Annotated in this window: 14 protein-coding genes and 1 tRNA gene; 9 read left to right on the forward strand and 6 right to left on the reverse strand. The window is 49.1% G+C overall.

What is annotated here, in order from left to right; genetic code table 11:
* Positions 1–11: 11 nt before the first annotated feature.
* From LDN30_RS00480 to LDN30_RS00490, 3 genes are all read right to left on the reverse strand, one after another.
* Positions 12–3,011 (reverse strand): SusC/RagA family TonB-linked outer membrane protein, encoded by a 3,000-nt coding sequence (locus LDN30_RS00480; protein ID WP_223928413.1) that lies wholly within the window; start codon positions 3,009–3,011, stop codon positions 12–14.
* Between the two features lie 374 nt (positions 3,012–3,385).
* Positions 3,386–4,987 carry a SusR family glycan utilization regulator gene (gene susR / locus LDN30_RS00485; RefSeq protein WP_223926653.1) on the reverse strand — a complete coding sequence of 534 codons (1,602 nt, stop codon included), beginning with the start codon at positions 4,985–4,987 and terminating at the stop codon, positions 3,386–3,388.
* Between the two features lie 247 nt (positions 4,988–5,234).
* Entirely contained in the window at positions 5,235–5,744 is a 510-nt protein-coding gene (locus LDN30_RS00490; protein WP_223928414.1) for a rhomboid family intramembrane serine protease, read from the reverse strand.
* An 825-nt stretch (positions 5,745–6,569) separates the two neighbouring features.
* Between LDN30_RS00490 and LDN30_RS00495 the strand changes: the two genes are divergently transcribed.
* From LDN30_RS00495 to LDN30_RS00535, 9 genes are all read left to right on the forward strand, one after another.
* Positions 6,570–9,026 (forward strand): hypothetical protein, encoded by a 2,457-nt coding sequence (locus LDN30_RS00495; RefSeq protein WP_223928415.1) that lies wholly within the window; start codon positions 6,570–6,572, stop codon positions 9,024–9,026.
* Between the two features lie 14 nt (positions 9,027–9,040).
* Positions 9,041–9,271, forward strand: a complete 231-nt coding sequence (locus tag LDN30_RS00500) for a hypothetical protein (protein ID WP_223928416.1) — start codon at positions 9,041–9,043, stop codon at positions 9,269–9,271.
* Between the two features lie 467 nt (positions 9,272–9,738).
* Positions 9,739–10,377, forward strand: a complete 639-nt coding sequence (gene pyrE, locus LDN30_RS00505; RefSeq protein ID WP_223926657.1) for an orotate phosphoribosyltransferase — start codon at positions 9,739–9,741, stop codon at positions 10,375–10,377.
* On the forward strand, positions 10,374–10,823 hold the full coding sequence (locus LDN30_RS00510) for an SRPBCC family protein (protein ID WP_223926658.1): 450 nt from the start codon (positions 10,374–10,376) through the stop codon (positions 10,821–10,823). Before pyrE ends, LDN30_RS00510 begins: the two co-directional genes overlap by 4 nt.
* A gap of 308 nt (positions 10,824–11,131) precedes the next feature.
* Positions 11,132–12,478: an argininosuccinate lyase gene (gene argH / locus LDN30_RS00515; protein WP_223926659.1), complete on the forward strand. Its 1,347-nt coding sequence runs from the start codon at positions 11,132–11,134 to the stop codon at positions 12,476–12,478.
* The gene (locus LDN30_RS00520) at positions 12,475–13,074 is read left to right on the forward strand and encodes a zinc ribbon domain-containing protein (protein WP_223926660.1); all 600 of its coding nucleotides are present in this window, start codon (positions 12,475–12,477) and stop codon (positions 13,072–13,074) included. The genes argH and LDN30_RS00520 overlap by 4 nt, the downstream gene beginning before the upstream one ends.
* A 99-nt stretch (positions 13,075–13,173) precedes the next feature.
* Positions 13,174–13,259 (forward strand) — tRNA-Leu (locus LDN30_RS00525).
* 28 nt (positions 13,260–13,287) lie between these two features.
* The gene (locus LDN30_RS00530; protein WP_223928417.1) at positions 13,288–14,289 is read left to right on the forward strand and encodes a TlpA disulfide reductase family protein; all 1,002 of its coding nucleotides are present in this window, start codon (positions 13,288–13,290) and stop codon (positions 14,287–14,289) included.
* Positions 14,290–14,322: 33 nt separating this feature from the next.
* A complete protein-coding gene (locus tag LDN30_RS00535) occupies positions 14,323–15,870 on the forward strand; it encodes a YifB family Mg chelatase-like AAA ATPase (protein ID WP_223926662.1) in 1,548 nt (515 codons plus the stop codon).
* A 271-nt stretch (positions 15,871–16,141) separates the two neighbouring features.
* On the opposite strand, the gene secDF is transcribed toward LDN30_RS00535, so the two are convergent.
* The 3 genes from secDF to LDN30_RS00550 all read right to left on the reverse strand — a co-directional run bounded on the left by secDF (position 16,142) and on the right by LDN30_RS00550 (position 21,524).
* Positions 16,142–19,135, reverse strand: a complete 2,994-nt coding sequence (gene secDF / locus LDN30_RS00540) for a protein translocase subunit SecDF (protein ID WP_223928418.1) — start codon at positions 19,133–19,135, stop codon at positions 16,142–16,144.
* Positions 19,136–19,275: 140 nt separating this feature from the next.
* The gene (locus LDN30_RS00545) at positions 19,276–20,406 is read right to left on the reverse strand and encodes an endonuclease/exonuclease/phosphatase family protein (protein WP_306421492.1); all 1,131 of its coding nucleotides are present in this window, start codon (positions 20,404–20,406) and stop codon (positions 19,276–19,278) included.
* Positions 20,407–20,573: 167 nt separating this feature from the next.
* Positions 20,574–21,524, reverse strand: coding sequence for a rhomboid family intramembrane serine protease (locus LDN30_RS00550; protein WP_223926665.1), 951 nt, complete (start codon positions 21,522–21,524; stop codon positions 20,574–20,576).
* Positions 21,525–21,566 lie beyond the last annotated feature (42 nt).

The following is a 21,566-nucleotide window of genomic DNA, read 5'->3' on the forward strand; positions in this document are numbered from 1 at the left end:
TGTCTTTAGTTTTAGAAATTAACGTTTACACCCAACAGGAATGAAATTGGTCTTGGATAGAGGTTGTTGTCAATGCCATCACCACTGATTTCTGGGTCAAGTCCGCTGTAGTTGGTTATTACGAAAGGATTCTGAACGGTGAAGTAAACTCTTGCGTTCTGCTTTTCGTTAAACAGTTTGTCGAACGTATATCCGAGGGTTATGTTGTCCATACGCAGGAATGAAGCTTTCTGAACATAGAAGCTGCTGCGGTACTGACCGGCCTTGAAGTCGTCAACCCAAGCTGATGTCATACGGTTCTTCAAGAATCCTGTCTGGTCGTACATTTGTGAGCCGTCCCATGCTTCTCGGTTCGACTGTACATTGTTATATACATAGTTGCCAAGACTTGCGCGGAGTGCGAATGACAGATCCCAGTTCTTATAAGAGATCTGGTTGCTTAGTCCCATGAATACGTTAGGCGCAGACTTCTTGTAAACGATCAGGTCGTTTTCGTCAATTTTGTTATCTCCATTTTGATCAACATAAGCGCCTTCTATTGGTCTGCCGTTGTTGTCATACATTTGCTCGAACACATAGAATGAGTTATATGGATGGTTCACGGCATTAATCATGATGTTGTAGCCTGTAGCTCCGTCTATACCTCCATGAATAACACCCTTGTAGGATGGATCATCGTTGAATGTCAGCTTGGTAATCTCATTCTTGTTGTATGAGAGATTGTAGCTGATGGTCCAATCCCAGTCCTTTGTAACGACAGGATGAGCTGTCAGAGAGAACTCAATACCCTTGTTCTCCAAAGTTCCGACGTTAGTGAGGAGTTCGTTACTGAAGTTAGTTCCTGCCGGAGCAGTAACTGTGTTAAGCAGATTGTCGGTCTTGCGATAATAGTAATCGAATGTTCCGGTAATTCTGTTCTTGAGGAATCCAAAGTCCAATCCGACATTCCATGTCTTGGTCTCCTCCCACTTAAGATTCTCGTCATAAGCCTGTGGCGCAATTAGTCTGTACTCGGTATTGCCGAAGTAGTAGTTGGCTCCTGCCTTAGAGTAAGAATAGCGTGCCAAATATGGATAATCACCATTGTTCAGGTTCTGCTGACCTGTAACACCATAGCCAAGACGAAGCTTAAGGGCAGACAGCCACTTGACGTTCTTAAGGAACTTCTCCTCGTTTATGCGCCATGCCAATGCAACTGAAGGGAATACACCCCAACGGTTGTGCTTGCTGAATCGTGAAGAACCATCATCACGAAGGGTAAAGGTAAGCAGATAACGGTCAAGAAGGCTATAGTTTAAACGTCCGAAGAAAGAGATAAGGTAGTTCTCGGTTCTGTTTTCAATACCGTCTTTATAGTATTCCTGTCCTTTCTCTTCAGCGAATTTGGCAGAATACGGATACTTCGTCCAGTCAGAAGAATAGAAGTGCTGCCAAGAATAACCAGCCATTACGTCGATGTTGTGAACACCGAATGTGTTGTTGTAATCAAGGTAGAACTCAAGCAGTTCATCTCTCTTAAGCTGGTAGTAGCTTGTGTTTTCACCAAATCCTGTCTTGTAGTTTCCTGAACTCCATGTCATAGGAGAATTATCCTGAATAATGACATCACCTTCTCCCTTTGATACGTCGTAACCAAGATTCAGGTTAGCGCGCAGCTGTGGCAGGAAATGGAACTTATAATCGAGCTGTATATTACCAATGCTACGATATACAGTTGATTTGTCGCTCTTTGAATCCAGAATAGATACAGGGTTGGTAAGTCCTATGTCGATAGGCTTGCCGTTTGTCTGGTTAAGGTACATAAAATATCCGTTACCATACTCTGATCCGTCCATGTAAACAGGCTGGGTAGGATCGTATTGGGTAGCCAGACCAACAGCACCGGTGTCGGCGAAGCGGTTGGTATTATAGATACCCTTTACGTTAATCTGGATATTCAGATGTTTGTCGAAGAGTTGTGGATTAAGATTAATGGCACCAGTCAAGCGCTGCATGTTGGAAGTCTTGAGGATACCATTCTCGTCAGTATAGCCCACTGATACACGATAAGGCATGTGTGGTACGGCACCTGAGACGCTGACATTATGGTCAGTGCTGACCGATGTGCGGAATATTTCCTTCTGCCAGTCGGTATCACTGTTTCCCAATGCTGCTACCTGTGCGCTACCTTCACCGAATTTTGAAGTAACAAAGTTTCTGAAGTCGTTGGCCGACATTACATCAACTTCGTTCTTTCTTGTGCTCAGTTTAACGTTACCGCTGTAGCTGACCTTTACACGTCCTGCCTGACCCTTCCTGGTGGTAATAATAATCACACCATTTGACGCACGTGAGCCATATATTGCGGTAGCAGAAGCATCCTTCAGAATTGTAAATGTCTCAATATCATTAGGATTTACAATTGAGAGCGGATTTGACATTCCATTGATACCTCCGTCGTCAACAGGAACACCGTCGATGACAATTAGAGGGTTGTTGGATGCCGACATTGACGAGCCGCCACGAATACGGATTGTTGCTCCACTGCCCGGAGCACCACCGTCGGTAATGACACTTACACCGGCAGCCTGGCCTACGAGCATGTCGGTAGCTGATGTTACAGCACCTTTGACAAGTTTGTCGGTTCCTAATGCTGTGACGGAACCGGTCAGGTCGTTTTTCTTTACCTGACCATAACCGATGACGACAACCTCGTCAAGATTCTCAGAGTTAGCAACCATTTTTACGCTTACAGAAGGCGCTGCTGCAACAACGACCTCTTTGTAGCCAACATAAGAGATTTGAATGTTGTCGCCTTGGTTTGCCTGGATGGTAAAATTACCGTCCAAATCGGTAATCGTTCCTCCACTTTGGCCGACTACACGAACAGTTGCTCCAATGATTCCTTCGCCTGTAGCGTCTACGACATGACCTTTGACCGAGATTTGCTGGGCAAAAGCATTCATAGAGAGAATTAGGCAGGAAATGACTGCCAAAATTCTTAGAGGCATTCTTACTAGTACCTGTTTCATCTTGTTGTTTTTAGTTAATATATAATGTAAGTTACAATTTCGCTCCAAAAGGCATCATTATTGTATATGGCATTCACTCTATATATTTTGAATGATGAAGCAGGTAAATGTTTACACACAACATGATGCCGTACTAGGCAAATATCATTATTTTATAACGATTCGTTATGCTGTATTTCGATTCACATCGAGATAAACATAAAGTTGCCTACCACATGATTTTACCATGCGATGCAAATTTATATTAAAATAATACAAGATAAAAGCGTATGGAGAGAAAATGGAGAAATGTAAAAAAGTTAATATGTTGATAAACAGCATATTAACTTTTCGCTATGTAGATAAAAATGGAGATGCCTTAAAAAGCCATTTTCTTATAATTTCATGATATCTTCTTCAAAAGTGTCTCTTTTCCTAGCCTTATTTCGCATGTTTGTCCTGTAATTATAAACAGTAGAAGAGGAACAACGTAGAAATTTTTGAACCTTTGAACTGTCAGTTATCCCCAGCCTCATTAATGCAAGAATCCTGAGTTCAGTGTTCAGACGCTTGCCTTCTTTGAGCTCTATCTGTGAGTCCGAACGAAGCAAGGCATTCACGTCATTTATAAAATTAGGGAATAACCGTAGAAATGCTTCGTCGAAATTATTATAGAATGTCTCCACCTCTTTGTTTAGATAAAGATTGGACTGAATGGTATCGTAGAGCTCATCGAAGTTGTGCTTATGGGCGACCTTGCTCAAGTGTTTCCTGTAGTCTTCCATTTTACCTATATATAAAAGGCAAAGTTGCATAAAGCGCGTTATATATTCCTCTTTAATCTTATTTGATAGAGACAACTGTTTGTTTAGATTGTCCTGAGCAATGTTTGCTTCTTTTATTTGCTCATTCATTTCTTTGAGTTTGTTATTTGCCTCCTGTATTATTCGCATCTTCTTGCGAAGGCTGATAGAAGCAATTGACAATAGAATGAGCAAAATACCCACAATGGTCAGGGCAATAAGAATCATGTTCCGGCTTTCATGTTTGTGTTTCACCATAGTTGAATCAATAACCGAAAGGAATATTGAGGTTTCAACTATGCGCATTCTGGCATTGCAGGCTTCGGCATCTTCTATACATTGGTGAATGTATCTATATGAACGGTCAATGTCTCCTTTCTTATAAAGCAGGACAGCTAGCTCGCGCAAAGCTACATATTCACGCACAGCATTCTTTACACCGGCTGTTGACGACATTGCAAGGTACTTTATCTGTTTGTCGGTTTCACCTAACTTGCCATAAAACTCGGACAGCACATAGTACTTCAGACCTGCGTCGTTAGTTGCTAGATTGTCTGGTAAGCCTTTTGACAGTTGAGCTATGGCTTCAGTGGTTTTCCCATTGTCATTAAGTCGCTCGGTCTTTAGGATAAGATCTTCCGGGGCATAAGCTATAGCCGAATCACGGCATACGTCCATCTGTTCTGTATATTCAGCCTTTTTGCTTTTGTCTGTGGAATACGTGGCTAAATTACGATAAACATTCATTCCAAGATAGAAATGACTTCTCCTTAGCCATGAAGAATGTCCCGCAATATTTGTATTGTTGTATATCTCCAGAGCTTCGTGATGCATTCCAGCAAAGTTATACAAAAATGCCAGACTCATATTTGTATCCATGATTCTTTCTTCATCGCCTAGCTCGTCAGCTAGTTTTATCGCCTGGTTTATATAGGTTAATGATGAGTCCAAAGCAAAACTTTGGTAATCACGATATATGTCCATAAGGAGGTTATATTTGGCTTCCTTTGAACGTGTGAATGGTAATTTGTCCTTTTTCTCTTGTATTGAGTGTTGTTTAAGACTAATATATTTAGGATAATCTTTTAATGCTGTATCAAGGTCATTCAGATATTTGTTATCATCCTTATTGCTACAACCATACAGCGCAAAAAGACTAAGTACTATTCCTAATATGTATGTTATTTGTCTCATTCTGATTCACATTTTCGGTCAGATTAATTGAACTGCTATTCAATAATCTGTTGCAAACGTACAAAAAATATAAGAAATACAGAACTTTTTTGTGGGAAAAATGTTTTAGAAAGTAGATTATGGAGTTTCTTGTATTGAAGCACAACATGGGACATTATTTGTGAGCCGGCACAAGACCGGTCCCTACGAAGCGTCAGTAACTGCGAAAGTTGATTTATTAAGTACAAAGTTATGGCTTTGCTTTTCCTTATACGGCTATAGCGTTTCCGTTTGCATTTAGCTCTCTATAGATGATGATGCCGATGGCAATCATGAAGCCACATGCCAGCCCGCTTATGTGTCCGGTCATGCTCGTGGTCCGTGCAAAGCTGAGAAGCAGATTTATTATGCAGATAGCTCCAATGACAACAAGCCCTTCTTGTCGTTGTCCCGTTTTTATCCAGGTGTACAGGGACAGAGTTATATAAGTGCCCGCCATGCCGAAGATGCCTCCGCTGGCTCCTACGACAATGCCCTGCGAGAAGGCAAGAAACGCAAGGCCTGAGAACAGGCTTGAGGCTAAGAAGACGGCGGCTTGTCCCATAGGTTTTACTTCTGGCATCATGAAGAACGAGACTATCAGCAACGACAAGATGTTCCCGAAGAGATGATGGAAGCTGCCGTGAAGGAACGCATAGGTAAACAAGCGCCACCATTGCTGGTCTTCGTATATCGCATAACTGTTTAGTGCCCCTAACGAAGGATAGGTGCAGCACATTGGTTATCAATGCTTTATCCACATTCCTTTACAGAGGAAGGGTAGATAATGAAGTCGATGCAACGCTATGCCGCATGACCACTGCTTTCGGACAGCAACATTGGCTGTGGCATGTAGTAAAACATGATAATCTCTGCCACTGACAGCCTCAAGAGGCTGAATCGTCAATAACCACAGACTAAGCGAGTGATAACGAGCGCAGTCCGGGGATCATAAATGCCGCCAAGCATTCAGTCAGTGCCTCGAAAACGCACAATAGCACAAAGTGCGCGAGAGCCTCAAAGTATGGCGTTTATGCGTGTCCCGCTATTCAACCTCTTCGAGGCTGGTCGTGGATTTCTTGCAGCCGTGTCTTACCCCAGACTGTGGTCGCTGCGATCCCTTAGTCTGGGGTTATTGAGAATTAAGCCTCGTCGGGGCTTTACGTGGCAGCAAGGATACGACACCTATCCACGCCAACCCGCACCCAGCAAAGGAATCATTAACGCATGGCCGTTGGTTGATGACGGCACTGCCCCTTTAGGACTCTAATCCTTCCATTATAATGTTTGAATAGTATCACTCCACGGCCGGGGAAGACATTCTTGATTATGGCGATTGAGAGCAAAAATTGGCGGTGACAAGGGGAATTGTTTGTTGAATAATGGGTATTGATTTGTTTAAACGCCTAAAATAGTGGCACTTAGCTCTTGCATTATATTTCTGTTGTTTGTAATTTTGCCATCGACTTAACAGCAAAATAGTGCTGATGAACTTAAATATCAACTCATTTATCAACTCAGGTGAATTATGAAGAGTATTCGCAAAGAAATTCGGAACGACGACATGAACACATTTAAAATAAAATTCATGCTCGCCGCTGCAATCCTTACGGCGGTTGGGGCCATCAGCGGCAGAGCTGACGACACTCATAAGGTGCTTAATTCTACGAAAGATACCTACGAGGACGTCAGAGCTCTGCATCTCGTGACGAAGGACGAATTTACAAAGCACGGAGTTAACTACATTCCTTATTGGGCTGGAAAAGACTCTAAGACTTTAGCTTTCCCAATAACCTTCAATCAAAATGCGCAAATTCAAGATTACGGACAGAATGCGCAAATTCAAGAATACGGACAGTTCGAATGGATTGTTCCGGAAGCATTCTCCACGACAAAAACGGGAAGCCTACTTGAGTTCAATGCTAAATATATTGATGGTACGGACGACTCTCATCCGAATATTGTCAGCAATATGCGTTTCATCACAAACAATATCGGCAGTGGCACTCACTATCCCGATTATAACACCAACGACGATAAAAACCAGCTTTTCAACGGTTCTTTCGACGTAAAATATTACCCCAACGCGAATACAATATCCAATGGTACAATGACTTTGGGCGCTGGAAAGTTCCGTGTTCGCCTTACCTCCGATGTGCTGAAGAAGCTTCAGAACTCCGGCATAACGCTTGCCGGTCGCGGCGTTACTTATGAGCAAGTCAATATTGTCGACCCATACGCTGTGTTCCCCGGAGCTAATTCCACGACCACGCTGACGGTCGGCGGACCAAAGAACAGCTCAAATACTGATGCAAACTGGTGGCAGAATGCCATCGTTCTCGACAAGAGCCTCTTCACCAATGCCAAGGCTGGGTTCCAGATTCGTGTCTTTACCACTCCTACTTCGGATAACGCCAATGTTTATACGGGTTACCCCACTAACGAGGACATGAGCAAGACGAAGCTGAATCAGACCGACGACGAGACGAGTCAGGTTTATTTTCAGGTCATTACAGGCACTACCGCCAGTCCAACGAAGAAACTCATCGACAAGGGTTGGGACTATATGAACACCGATGCCGTATTCACTATCGACCAGGAGACTTTGGATACCATCAAGAACAACAGCGATTGCACGGTCCAGCTTATTGTCCGCTATGCTACCATAAGAAAGGTGTCGCTGGCTAAGGTGTGGTCGGAACGACAAAATATCGAAATCAGCGGTGAGTCGAAGAAGTTCGACACCGGCAACACATGGAGCGACAACGCATCCACAACAGAAACAGAGGCTGACCGCAAGACCTATATCGGTGTATATACCCGAAACATCTTGGGCCTCGGCAACGTGATGGTCGGCGATATTATCCGTATCCCGGTGAGCAGCGTTCAGAGTGGGGCCGAATACCAGTTCCAGCTCTTCGGCGACAATACCAGCACTGTAGCCGACGACCGTCTGTGCAATTTGAGCCAAAAAATTACATTGTCGACCGACAAGCAGGTCATAGAATACGCGCTGACAGAAGATGACGTAAAGAAGATAAACACGTGGGTGACCAAGAGCGACGGCACCAATGACCCTAAATGGTACTGGATAGCCCTGCGCGGTAAGGGCTTCACTGCCAACAATATATACTACGACAAGAATACCTCCAGCGTTCAAAACCACGATGTCTATCTCGATGAGAGTCAAGAAATTACCACTATCGGCGATGAGCCAAACGTCAATGTACACTTGAAACGTAAGTTCACAAAGGGCAAATGGGCCACAATTATGTTTCCGTTCTCGCTGAACGCCCAGCAGATTAATGATGCTTTCGGTCCGAACTGCGTGGTTGCACGCTTCAACAGGTCGGATATCAACGATGATCCAAATGAGACTGGATATAAGACAAAGTACAAAAGAATATTCCTTACTTCTGCAAGCGTCATCAACGCCAATGAACCTCAGATGCTGAAGATTGTAGATGACAATTATGCCAAATACGAATATGAATTTGACAATGTGGACCTGACAATGCGCAGTTCAAAGGATTTGTCAAATGTTAATTATGGTAACGGATATCTCACTTGCGGACAATTTACTATGATTGGCACCTACAGTAAGATTCCCGAGTTGCCTAAGTATGCCGTCATCCTCCTAAACCGCAAGAACGACCACCACAATAATGATATGCATCAGGACTTCTATTGGGTTGGCGACAATACCATTAAAAATGGCGGAAAGAGCATCAAGGGCTATCACTGGTATATGTATCTCGGTTCAGGCGGTCAGATACAGACAAGCGATTATACCAATTACTTTGCTTCAAGCAGCAGTTCAAAAGTCTCTTTCTACCTCGACGACGAGCCGATGTTCGACAATGACGATCCGACCCTGATACATGATATCGATTATACCAGTGAAGCTCGTGCCAAGGCAATATATAATCTTCAGGGTCAGCTTGTTAGAGATAACGGCGACACCACTGATCTGGCACCGGGACTGTATATCGTCAATGGCAAAAAAATAATGGTCAACTAATAACTATGAACAAAATGAAAAAGAAATATATAAAGCCCCAAACAACCCTTATAGTGCTGGAAATACAGAACCCGTTGCTGGTAAACTCGGTCAACAATGGGAAAGAAATTACCGAATCAGTCGTAGAGGGAGATTTCGAATTCGTCAGTGAGGCCCCCGGTGATAATGCGTCCAGCGACGACGACGATGAAGCCTGCGCCAAGCGTGTCGGCGGCACTGCATGGAGTACGTGGGACGAAGAATAAAAAAAATAACACGAAACCTTATGTGAGACTTCTTGAGGCCTGTAGCGGCAGTTGGTTAAGAAGTTAGTTATTTTCTATGTCGAAAGTCATTGGCTGATAAGTAGGCAATATGTTCGTTATATCGAAAGTTATTGGTTAATAAGTAGATAGTCGTTTGTTTTAGTCGGCAGTTTTACTTAAGTGGTTAGTTGTTATTACGGCCGGCAGTTATTGGTTAAGTAGTTAGTTGTTTTTTCAATCGGTGTCTGCCATTATTAGGCAGGAATCGGTTAGGTCAGAACCGCGGGGCCGATAGAAGATCACTAAGGGCGTGTAAGCAACAAAGCAAAACTGAGTTGATTTTGCTATGGGACTGTCTTGGATGTGATGTCCGGACAGCCCCGTTTTTTTATGAAAAACGCTTTATTATTTTGGTAATTGAAATAAATGATTTATATTTGCATTAAATTTATCAAAACACTAAACAAATGGAAGATCTGAAGAAAGTTTTTGCTGCAAAGCTCCTTGACATCAAGGCCATAAAGCTTCAGCCCAACGATCCGTTCACATGGGCCTCCGGCTGGCAGTCGCCGTTCTACTGCGATAACCGCAAGACGCTGTCGTACCACGACATCCGCTCCTTCGTGAAGGTGGAGCTCACCCATGCCATCATGGAGAATTTCCCAGAGGCTACGGCCGTTGCCGGTGTAGCCACGGGAGCCATTGCCCAGGGAGCCCTTGTTGCCGACGAGCTGGCACTGCCTTACGCCTACGTCCGTCCGAAACCGAAGGACCACGGCACCCGTAACCAGATTGAGGGTCAGCTGCCGGAGGGTGCTAAAGTCGTTGTCGTCGAGGACCTTATCTCGACCGGTGCATCATCGCTGAAGGCCGTCGAGGCCCTGCGCCGTGTAGGCTTCGAGGTCGTCGGCATGGTAGCCTCCTACACCTACGGATTCCCCATCGCCGAGAAAGCGTTCAAGGACGCTAAGGTGAAGCTCGTCACGCTCACCGACTACGAACATGTTGTGGCTCAGGCACTTGCCACCGGATATATCAAGGAGAACGAGGTGAGCATGCTCCAGGAATGGCGCAAGGATCCTGCTAACTGGAAGAGTCAGTCATGAAGTTGGAAAGTGCAGTAAAGGCCGTTCCGCACAGTCAGCGGGCGGTGTACGACACCCTCAGCGACCTCACCCACCTCAAGAGTCTCAAGGATCGCATTCCCGCAGGTTCCACGGGCAACGCCGAGATGGACGAGGTGAAGGATAAACTCCAAGATTTGTCGTTCGACAAGGACTCGATGTCGATAAACATCTCGCCCGTGGGCAATGTGTCGATGCGCATCGTGGACCGTGAGGAGCCGAAGATGATAAAATTTGAAAGCGAGAAATCGCCACTGAAGTTCAAATTCTGGATTCAGATGCTCCCCGTCGAGGCCACGACATCGAAGCTCCGGCTGACCATCGATGCCGATGTGCCGTTCTTCGCCAAGGGAATGGTGGAGAAACCGCTGCAGGAGGCACTGGAGAAGATTGCCGACATGATGGCGATGATTCCCTACGAGGAATAATCGCCGGGAGGCTGACAGTCAGCTACTTGCCGCACCGATGACTACACCGGTGCGGTCTGTTGCCTGTGCGGCTGCGTAAGATGGCGGCCGCGAGGCGGTGGAGTGAATACCGGCGCGCGGCTGTTGTACCCAGTCAAGGGTATATATAATTCAAGTTTCGGACGTCAATAAACCATTGGCAGGGCGAGGTCCTTGTGGCCGTCAGCAGCCATAAAATTGATTTCGGATTGACCGAAGAGTCGTCCAGACAGGTCGCGGACGGCCGAAACATGAATATTTATAATAATGTAAAAGGAAAGAAAAGACGGATGGCAAATAAGCTTTGGGAAAAGGACTTTGAAGTCAATAAGGAAATAGAGAGGTTTACGGTAGGCCGTGACCGCGAGATGGACTTGTATCTCGCCAAGTACGACGTTCTCGGGTCGATGGCGCATATCACCATGCTCGAGTCGATAGGCTTGCTGACGAATGACGAGCTCGAAAAGCTCCTCGCCGAGCTGCGGAAGATCTACACGGTGTGTGAGGAGGGGAAATTCGTTATCGAACCCGATGTCGAGGATGTCCACTCGCAGGTGGAGCTGATGCTCACGCGTGCCCTCGGCGATATGGGCAAGAAAATCCACTCGGGCCGCAGCCGCAACGACCAGGTGCTCGTCGACCTTAAACTCTTCACCCGTCATGAGATACGCGACATCGCCGACCACGTGAAAATCCTCTTCGACGAGCTGATACAGAAGAGCAACCAGTATAAGGATGCGCTCATGCCGGGCTATACCCACATGCAGATAGCCATGCCGTCGAGTTTCGGACTGTGGTTCGGAGCCTATGCCGAGTCGTTGGCCGACGACATGCTCTTCCTCCAGGCTGCCTACAAGATGACGAACCGCAATCCCCTCGGGTCGGCGGCGGGCTACGGCAGCTCATTCCCGCTTAACAGGCAGATGACCACCGACTTACTCGGTTTCGACACCATGGACTATAATGTCGTCTACGCGCAGATGGGCCGTGGAAAGATGGAACGCAATGTGGCCTTCGCCCTGGCAACCATCGCCGGCACCCTGGCGAAGATGGCCTACGACGCTTGTCTGATGAACTGTCAGAATTTCGGATTCATCCGCCTGCCTAAGGAGTGTACGACGGGGTCGAGTATCATGCCGCACAAGAAGAATCCGGATGTCTTTGAGCTCATCAGGGCCAAGTGCAACAAGCTGCAGTCGCTGCCGCAGCAGGTGATGCTCATCATGAACAACCTGCCAACGGGATACTTCCGTGACCTTCAGGAGATTAAAGAGGTGTTCCTGCCAGCCTTCGGGGAGCTGCGCGACTGCTTGCAGATGGCCGCATACATTATTAATAAGATGGAGGTGAACGAGGATATCCTCGACAATCCTATGTACGACCCGATGTTCTCGGTGGAGGAGGTCAACAAGCTTGCCGCCGCCGGAATGCCGTTCCGCGACGCATATAAGAAGGTGGGACTGGAGATAGAGCGCGGCACATTCCATGCCGACAAGGCTATCCACCACACCCACGAGGGGTCGATCGGCAACCTCTGCAACGACCGTATCGTGGCGCTCATGGAGCAGAATCTCCATGGTTTCAACTTCGAGAGGGCCGAGGAGGCCGAGCAGAACCTCTTAGACTCCTGCCGATGAGCCACAGATGGAATATCGGCCGGATGGTGGCGAGGGCCGCTGTGGCCGCTGCCATGGTGGCGGTGACGACGGTTGTGGCTGGCTGCAGCGGTGAGAGTACGGTCAGCCGACGCTATCCATGCCACTTCACGTTCCACACCGAATGGCATCCTACGAGCATGATTGTCACGGCCCTGAACTCGTATAACTACTACGTCAACATAGCGATGACGACATACCGCGGGGCCTACGTCGTCAACAGCAGCGACGCCAAGGGGACGAAGGAGCCGATAACGCTGTCGAACGAACTCGAAAACCTGGCCTACAGCGGTGGCATATACCTCGGTGCCGGCGGTGCCTACGGGTCGATAATCGTGGGACGGACAAACTTCAACGGCATCGTGGCGTGGGACGGACAGTGTCCGAACTGTGCCACGGGGTATACTTCGAGCTATCAGCTGAAATGGACCGATAATGCCACGGTAGTGAAATGCAGTAACTGCGGGCGCACCTACTCGCTCGAGACGGGTGCCATACTCAGTGGAAATAAGGGAGATAGACTGATGCAGTATATCGTCAGCTATGTGCCTAACGGGGTGCTCGGAATAGGAAATTGAAAAAAATATGCGATTTTATTTGGAAATCGCGAAAAAATTTATTATCTTTGCAGTTGCAAACTGTGTTTTGTGATGTTGCATAGTGCAACCACATGGATTGCCGCAATGGTGGAATTGGTAGACACGAGGGACTTAAAATCCCTTGGCCAGTGATGGCTGTACGGGTTCGAGTCCCGTTCGCGGCACTTGTATCGTTTAGTTTTTCTTCCGCCAATGAAAAGGTACGCCTATCTCCTCGTTCTTTCGTTAATTCTCGCCGCATGCGGTGAAAGTAAAGGACATTTCAAGATTGAGGGAAGGTTTCTGCATATTAACACCGGTGAACTCTATGTCTATAGCCCCGACGGGGTTATCGACGGTATGGACACGATAAAGATTCAGGACGGCCGTTTTGCCCTTGACGTGCCATGCCACGATGAGGGTACGATCATGATTGTATTCCCCAACTACTCGCAGCAGCCCGTCTTCGCTGAGTCGGGCGGGGCTGTGGAGATTAAGGCCGACGCCTCACACCTCAAAGAGATGGAGGTCAAGGGCACCGATGCCAACGAACTGATGACGAAGTTCAGGAAGTCGCTGTCGAATGTGTCGCCGCCTGAGGAGACGCGTCTCGCCGGTCAGTTCATCAAGGATCATCCCGAGTCGCCGGTGAGCATCTATCTCACGCGCCGCTATTTCGTCGATGCCGACAAGCCCGACTATGCCAAGGCAGCGGCTTTCATACGGCTGATGATGAAGGCACAGAAGTCCAGCGGGTCGCTGGCGAGACTCAAGGAGCAGGTCGACCTCACACAACTTCGCACACCGGGGAAGGCTCTTCCGGCATTCTCGGCTGTCGACGTGAAAGGACGGAAAGTGACGAACGCCGACCTCAACGGTCCTATGGCCGTCATCAACGTGTGGGCAACATGGAGCTACGAGAGTCTCGATGCGCTCAGTGCCCTCTCGCAGGCCGAGACGGAGGCTGCCGGGAAGCTGAAGATAGTGAGCATCTGCGTCGACGCGAACAAAGGCGACTGCCTGCGGTCGATGGACAACTACAGGGTGGACTGGCCGGTGGTGTGCGACGGGTCGATGCTCGACAGCAAGCTGATGAAGCAGTTGGGACTCAGCACGGTGCCGGAGTGTATCGTCATACGCAACGGCAGGATAGTGCAGAGCGGTATCAACGCTGCTGAGCTAAGACGGTTCTTGGAGAATACCTACGAACGCTGAACGCACCCCGAAAGATATACCTATAACTAAACAATGCTTGTAAAAACCTATAGTGCAGCCGTTAACGGACTTGAGGTGACAACGATCACCGTGGAGGTGAGCATGACGCGTGGTGTGCTCTACCACCTCACGGGTCTCGCCGATACCGCTGTCAAGGAGAGCCACGACCGTATTGCCGCCGCTCTGCTGAACAACGGGTATAAGTTTCCCGTGGCCGACATCACGGCAAACCTCGCACCGGCCGACCTACGGAAGGAGGGGGCGGGGTTCGACCTGCCTCTGGCCATAGCCATACTGGCATCGAACGAGAATGTCAATACCGATCTTTTGGATAAGTATATGCTTGTGGGCGAATTAGGCCTCGACGGTCATCTGCAGCCCGTCAAGGGTGCGCTGCCCATAGCCATCAAGGCGCGGGCCGAGCACTTCAAGGGACTCATCGTCCCGAAGGCTAACGAACACGAGGCTGCCGTCGTCGACACTCTCGAGGTCTATGGTATGGACAATATCCTCGAGGTTATCGGGTTCCTCAACGGAACGTCGTCACCACAGCCTTGTGTCGTCGATACGCGAAAGGAGTTCTACGAGCATCAGTATAAATTCGACCTCGATTTCGCCGATGTGCGTGGTCAGGAAAATGTCAAGAGGGCCTTCGAGGTGGCTGCCGCCGGTGGACACAATATCATTCTCGTGGGACCACCGGGCAGCGGAAAGAGCATGATGGCCAAACGGTTGCCGTCGATACTGCCACCGCTGTCGTTGGCTGAGAGCTTAGAAACGACGCAAATACATTCCATCGCGGGAAAACTGAGTCGCGGTGAGGGACTGATATGCCAGCGCCCGTTCCGCAGTCCGCATCATACTATCTCGGAGGTGGCTCTCGTCGGCGGCGGAAATAATCCTATGCCGGGCGAGATAACGTTGGCACATAATGGCGTGCTCTTCTGCGATGAGCTGCCGGAATTCAACAAGCATACGTTGGAGGTGCTGCGCCAGCCCCTCGAGGACAGACAGATAACTATCAGCCGCGCCAAGTACACTGTCACATATCCATGCTCGTTTATGTTCGTGGCGTCGATGAATCCATGTCCCTGCGGATATTATGGCGACCCTACCCACCACTGTGTGTGTACGCCGGGACAGATACAGCGCTACCTCTCGAAGATCAGCGGTCCGCTCCTCGACCGTATCGACATACAGTGCGAGATATCTGCACTGCCGTTCAGCGACCTGTCGAAAGCCGAGCCCGGCGAACCGTCGGCGAAGATCAGGGAGCGAGTAATAGCGGCAAGAGCAATACAGACGGAACGCTTCAAGGGAGTAAAAGGCTTGCACTGCAATGCTCAGATGAGTGAGCGGATGATTCACCAGTATGCTGAGCCCGATGAGGCGGGACTGGCAATGCTGCGCACGGCTATGGAGCGTCTGCATCTCTCAGCACGCGCCTACAGCAGAATTCTGAAGGTGGCACGCACCATCGCCGACCTTGCCGGTGCCGAGAAGGTAGGAGCTGAGCATATCGCCGAGGCCATCGGCTACCGCCAGATGGACCGCAGCGACTGGGCCGAGAGGGGACTGTAGTCAGCCACCGCCCCACCCCACCGTTTCCTTTCTACAGTTTCTATCGCACATATAGCTTTTATAGTGCCTATAGTTTCTATAGTGTCTATAGTTTCTATAGTACCTATAGTTTCTATAGTGCCTATAGCTTCTATAGTTTCTATAGTACCTATAGCTACTATAGCTTCTCCTATAGCCTCTATAAGACCAAAAATCCCCGGCTGCTCTGGGCAACCGGGGAAATAATTATATTGGTTTTGGCTCACAAGCCTGTGAGCTAAAACAGATGTTACTATGCTTTGACCTCTGCTGCAGCAGCCTCAGCCTGCTCGCGGCGAATCTTCTTACCGAGAATCATGTAAGCCACCGGCGATACGATGAAGATAGAACTCAGGGTACCGATGATGACACCGATGATCATGGCAAACGAGAAGCTGCGGATGCTGTCGCCGCCGAGGATGAAGATTGCAAGCAGAACGATCAATGTAGATACCGACGTGTTCACTGTACGTGCAAGGGTTTCATTGATTGAATTGTTGAAGTTCTCCTCAAGGTCAGCCTTAGGATGCAGACGGAGGTTCTCGCGGATACGGTCCATCACGACCACGGAGTCGTTGACGTCATATCCGATGACCGTCAGGATAGCTCCGATGAATGTCTGGTCGACCTCAAGTGAGAATCCTATCCATCCGTAGCATACGGAGAAGAAGCCTATAACGATGATTGTATCGAGAATCAAGGCCGCAATAGCACCGGTAGAGAATCCGACGTTGCGGAAACGCAGCAGGATATAGAGGAAGATACATACGATAGCGAAGATGACGCTGAGGAAAGCGTTGTAAGTGATGTTCTTAGCTATCGACGGACCAACCTTTGCCGAGCTGATGATGGAACCGCCCTTACGGATGTCTGGATTCTTGAATGCCTCGACATTACCCTGCGAGACGAACCCGCCCTTCTTCAGAGCGTTGTAGAGAATGGTCTCTGCCTTATCGTCCTCCATCGGGTCGTTAGACTGGATGTTGTAGTTTGTCGACACGCGGATGGTCTTGCCATCGGTACCGAGGGCAATAACGTTTGTCGTTGCGGGCTTGCCGGCATTGTCGCCGACGGTATTGACGAAGGCATCGCGGAGCACCGTACGCACCTCCTCAACCTGTACTGGCTTCTCGAGGGCTACGACGTAGTTGCGGCCACCGGTGAAGTCGATACTCATGCTCAGTCCACGAACGAGGAACGAAGCGACGAACAGAACGATGACAACGGCGTAAGCGGTGAAGCTCTTCTTGTACATTCCCATGAAGTTGACATGGGTGTTCTGCATCATGTTCTTGCTGGCGCTGGTCCAGAACTTCAGGTTCAGCCACTTATCGTGTTTGAGCTTGTTCTCGTAGACGAGACGAGTGAGGAACACAGCCGTGAAGAACGAGATGACGACACCGATAATCCATGTTGTAGCGAAGCCGCGGATTGGTCCTGTACCCCTCACGAGGAGGATGACGCCGGTAATAAGAGATGTGAGGTTGGAGTCGAAGATTGCCGAGAACGCGTTGCTGTAACCGGCCTCAACAGCCTGTTTCATACCCTTACCCTTGCGCAGTTCCTCCTTGATACGCTCGTAGATAAGCACGTTGGCATCGACAGCTGTACCGAGGGTCAGCACCATACCGGCGATACCCGGCATCGTAAGCGCACTCTGGAACGAGGCCAGAATACCTAAGGTGAAGAAGATATTGACGAGCAGGGCGCAGTTGGCGAGCATACCCGGAATAACATTATATATAACGACCATATAGATCATCAGCAGCACGAAGGCTACGACGAACGAGATAAGTCCCTGCTGGATGGACTGGGCACCGAGCGACGGACCGACGACCTCCTCCTGAACGATCTTTGCAGGAGCAGGCATACGGCCTGACTTCAGGGTGTTGGCGAGGTCCTTGGTATCCTCAATGGTGAAGTTTCCGGATATTGACGACTGGCCGCCATCGATTTCCTGGTTCACGCGAGGTGCTGAATATACGACGCCGTCGAGGACAATGGCTACTGCCTTGCCGACGTTGGCCTTTGTCAGGGCTGCCCATTCGCGGGCACCCTCCGAGTTCATCGTCATGCTAACTTCAGGCTTTCCGAAGTTGTCGAACTGGTCTTTGGCATCGGTGATGACATCACCCTCCAGTGGAGCACGTCCGTCGGAGGTTGTGACCTTGATAGCATAGAGCTCGAAGACATTCTTCTGCTGCATGCCGTCGGCAGGCTTTGCGCCCCAGAGCAGTTTCACGTCGGGACCGAGGATCTGCTTTGCCAGCGGCGAATATATCATCTTGTTGATGGCAGCGGTATCGCGGAGGTTAGCGTAGCCGACGAGGCTCAGGCTGCCTTCAGGAGCGAGCTGCAGACGTGAGATGAGCGGGTTGGCCTTGCGGGCAGCAGCCATCTCCATGTCGGAACTGTTCTGCTTGTTTTTGGCACCATTGAGAGTAGGTTTCTTGGCGTCCTTGGCATCAGCGGTCTTAGTAGAGTCGTTAGTGCTCTTTCCGCCATTAGCCAGACGAGTATTGAGCTCGCGGAGCTTAGGTGCAATCTCGCTGTTGTCCCATGTCTCCCAGAACTCGAGGTTTGCCGAACCCTGCAGGAGCTTACGCATACGCTCTGGCTCGCGGATTCCCGGCATCTCGACCATCAGACGGCCTTCCTGACCCTGAATCTTCTGGATGTTTGGCTGAACGACACCGAACTGGTCGATACGGTTCCGCACGACGTTGTATGAGTTGTCGATGGCAGCGGTGACCTCCTCCTGGAGGGCTTTCTTAACATCGTCGTCGGATGTCTGGGTGTTGACCTTGCCCTTAAGCTGCTGTGTGGCAAACACCTCGGCGAGCTTATGACCCGGTGCTACCTTGTGGTAGGCATCGACGAAAAGCGAAATGAAATCACTCTGGGACGTCATCTCTTCTTTCTTGGCCATGTCCATAGCTTTCAGATATGCCGGGTCAGTCTTGTGATCGGCAAGCACATCAACTACGTCAGGGACCGAGATCTCAAGGATAACGTTCATACCGCCCTTAAGGTCGAGTCCGAGACCAATCTGGGTCTCAAGACACTTCTGGTAAGGATAAATTCCCAAATACTTGACAGAGTCGAGGTAGTCCTGTCGCGCAATCGGGTCTTTAATCTTCGCAGCCTCACTGTCGTAGTAGCTTGTGGCTACCGAGAAGGACAGATAGAAGATGCTTGCCAGTGTCAGTAAGACGGTAATACAAATTACTAATCCTTTGTTACGCATTGTTTTTTTATTGTTGTTTTGATATATTTTCGTTTTAGATTGCTATAGTGTGCAAAGGTACTTATTTTTTTCACATTATGAAAAATTTATCGTTGGTAAATGTCAATTTCTCCTAACAAAAAGCCAAGAATGTCATAATTTTAGCGTTTTCCGCGGGGTGTGAGCCAGCAAATGATGGGATAGTGGTCGGAGTAAGGGCATGTATTGTCGACTTTTGCGGCATAAGGTTTCCATTCGGACGAGCACAGAATATTGTCGATTCTGACGTGTATGCTGCTCTTGTGGTACGACCAGCCGGGTCCGTTGCCGGTAGCGACATAACAGTCGGTGAGCCCACGTGCTATCCGCCGGTGGGTGTAGGAGATGGGACTGTCGTTGAAGTCGCCGCAGACGATGACGCTCATACCCTCGCTGCGCTTCTTGGCAATGTAATCGGCAACAGCGTCGGCCTGCGAGGCGCGCTTTTCGGAGCCCTCACCGAGCTTGCGCAGGAGGAACTTCGATTCCTTTTTGCTGCTCCCCTGCTGCATCTCGCCATGCACAAGCCGGCTGAAACTGGTCTTGTCCTCCTGCGACAGTCCCACGCTCTCGAGGTGGTTGTTGACCAAGAGTACCTTCTGTCCGTTGATATTGAGGACGTAAGCCTCACTGAGGTTGTAGCGCGAGTCGTACTTTATACGCTCCCGGCTGATGATGGGGTATCGGGAGTAGAGGGCAAGGATGTCGCCCTGCGGTGACGATTTCTGCACGGTGTCGCTGTATTCGTAGGCCGAAGCGAGTGTGGAATAGATTTTCTCAGGATTCTGAAGGTCGTAGGAGGCTTCCTGGAGGCACACTATGTCGGCTCCGCTGTTGAGAATATAATCGACGATAGGGTTTGTCTCGTCCTGATTGGTGTTCCATGGATTGAACATGAAGACGTTGAACGACAGCACCTTAATGGCTCCTTTAGGTGGGTCGGAGGGTATGTTTACGGGACAATAGCGGCGCACGGGTCCCCAGCACAGGAGGAATCCGATGATTGGAACTACCGCGAACTTTGACCTGTTCAGGAGCCAGAAGATGAGGAAAACGACGTTGACACCCATCGCCATGGGCATGGCAAGGCCGAGCGACGGCAGCAGGAAGTGCTGGCGCGGGTCGATGTGGTCGGTGTATCCAATGAGGATCATCCCCACGATGGCAAGGATATTCAGTGGCAGAACCACCCGCCGGAGTGTCCGTCCCCATAGTGACCGCCGCCTTGCGGTCTGTGATTGTTGGCTCATCATACTGTTTCTCCTGAATAAAATCGGTCGTTTCTCTCTTTATTTCTCACTACTTTTTGACGTAAAATGCTTTCGCACATTAGCGAAACGCTACCGAACAGAACGCCCAGATAGCTCCTCCTGCACTGCTCAGAGTATTCTTCTGCCTGCAAATCACGGTTCTTCGGCCTTTATCTGTTGCTATTCTCGAAGAGCCGTTTCTTCTCCTCGTCGGTGAGACTGTCGTAGCCGCTGCGCCGTATCTTGTCGAGAATGCGGTCGACCTCGTCCTGTTCGGCCTTCTTCCGGGCGTTATAGTCCCAGTCGCTTTCGTGGCTAACATCCTCTGTATTTGGCTGATAGTGGAATTTTCCCGATGCTCCGTCGGTCTTCCGACGGTGGCTGGTATGCCGTTCCCAGGAGTCTTTCATCTTCTCGAAGAAACTTGCCCCATTGCTCATTCCGTAGTTTCCGTTACCGCTGTAGGGGTGTTTCTGCCAGTATTTTATCAGAATGAATCCGAAGAGCATACCCCCGAGATGGGCCACATGAGCCACTCCGTCGCCGGGTTGTCCGAGAGCGTAGAAGAGCTCGAGGGCCACCGAGCCGATGACGAGCCATTTGGCTTTGATTGGAATCGGTATGGGGATGATGAACATCCGCTCGTCGGGGAACAGCATTCCGAAGGCCAACAGGATGGCATAGATGGCTCCCGATGCTCCCACGGTGGTCATCAGGTTGAGATACTGCGCCATGGGGATGATGTCGCCGCCGTTGTTCACCGTCTGATAATCGGCCAAATGCTGCACCATGTACGATGCATACTGCGCAAGTTCCTGGCAAAGTCCGGCTCCGACACCGCAGATAATGTAATAAAAAAGGAATTTCTTCGGACCCCACACATTCTCGATAACCATACCGAACATCCACAGCATAAACATGTTCATGAGGATGTGCATGAAGCCTCCGTGCATGAACATGTAGGTGATGAGCTGATAGAGGTGAAAGTCGGACGCCTTGAAGAAGTGCAGTCCGAGAATACTCGTCAGGTCGATGCCCATTGGCGCGAGAAGTTCGGTAACGATGAACATCACGATATTGATGATGAGCAGCGACCGTGTCACTGTTGGTATATTACGCATAGTGTTTTATCTTTAAATGGTTTGGGTTGGGCCTTGCCGCCG

The sequence above is a fragment of the Prevotella lacticifex genome (assembly GCF_019973375.1).
Taxonomy (GTDB): Bacteria; Bacteroidota; Bacteroidia; order Bacteroidales; family Bacteroidaceae; genus Prevotella; species Prevotella lacticifex.

Excerpts from the sequence above, each read along its gene's own strand:
- LDN30_RS00480 (WP_223928413.1), bottom strand. The coding sequence starts at position 3,011 with ATGAAACAGGTACTAGTAAGAATGCCTCTAAGAATTTTGGCAGTCATT.
- susR (WP_223926653.1), bottom strand. The coding sequence starts at position 4,987 with ATGAGACAAATAACATACATATTAGGAATAGTACTTAGTCTTTTTGCG.
- LDN30_RS00490 (WP_223928414.1), bottom strand. The coding sequence starts at position 5,744 with ATGTGCTGCACCTATCCTTCGTTAGGGGCACTAAACAGTTATGCGATA.
- LDN30_RS00495 (WP_223928415.1), top strand. The coding sequence starts at position 6,570 with ATGAACACATTTAAAATAAAATTCATGCTCGCCGCTGCAATCCTTACG.
- LDN30_RS00500 (WP_223928416.1), top strand. The coding sequence starts at position 9,041 with ATGAAAAAGAAATATATAAAGCCCCAAACAACCCTTATAGTGCTGGAA.
- pyrE (WP_223926657.1), top strand. The coding sequence starts at position 9,739 with ATGGAAGATCTGAAGAAAGTTTTTGCTGCAAAGCTCCTTGACATCAAG.
- LDN30_RS00510 (WP_223926658.1), top strand. The coding sequence starts at position 10,374 with ATGAAGTTGGAAAGTGCAGTAAAGGCCGTTCCGCACAGTCAGCGGGCG.
- argH (WP_223926659.1), top strand. The coding sequence starts at position 11,132 with ATGGCAAATAAGCTTTGGGAAAAGGACTTTGAAGTCAATAAGGAAATA.
- LDN30_RS00520 (WP_223926660.1), top strand. The coding sequence starts at position 12,475 with ATGAGCCACAGATGGAATATCGGCCGGATGGTGGCGAGGGCCGCTGTG.
- LDN30_RS00530 (WP_223928417.1), top strand. The coding sequence starts at position 13,288 with ATGAAAAGGTACGCCTATCTCCTCGTTCTTTCGTTAATTCTCGCCGCA.
- LDN30_RS00535 (WP_223926662.1), top strand. The coding sequence starts at position 14,323 with ATGCTTGTAAAAACCTATAGTGCAGCCGTTAACGGACTTGAGGTGACA.
- secDF (WP_223928418.1), bottom strand. The coding sequence starts at position 19,135 with ATGCGTAACAAAGGATTAGTAATTTGTATTACCGTCTTACTGACACTG.
- LDN30_RS00545 (WP_306421492.1), bottom strand. The coding sequence starts at position 20,406 with ATGATGAGCCAACAATCACAGACCGCAAGGCGGCGGTCACTATGGGGA.
- LDN30_RS00550 (WP_223926665.1), bottom strand. The coding sequence starts at position 21,524 with ATGCGTAATATACCAACAGTGACACGGTCGCTGCTCATCATCAATATC.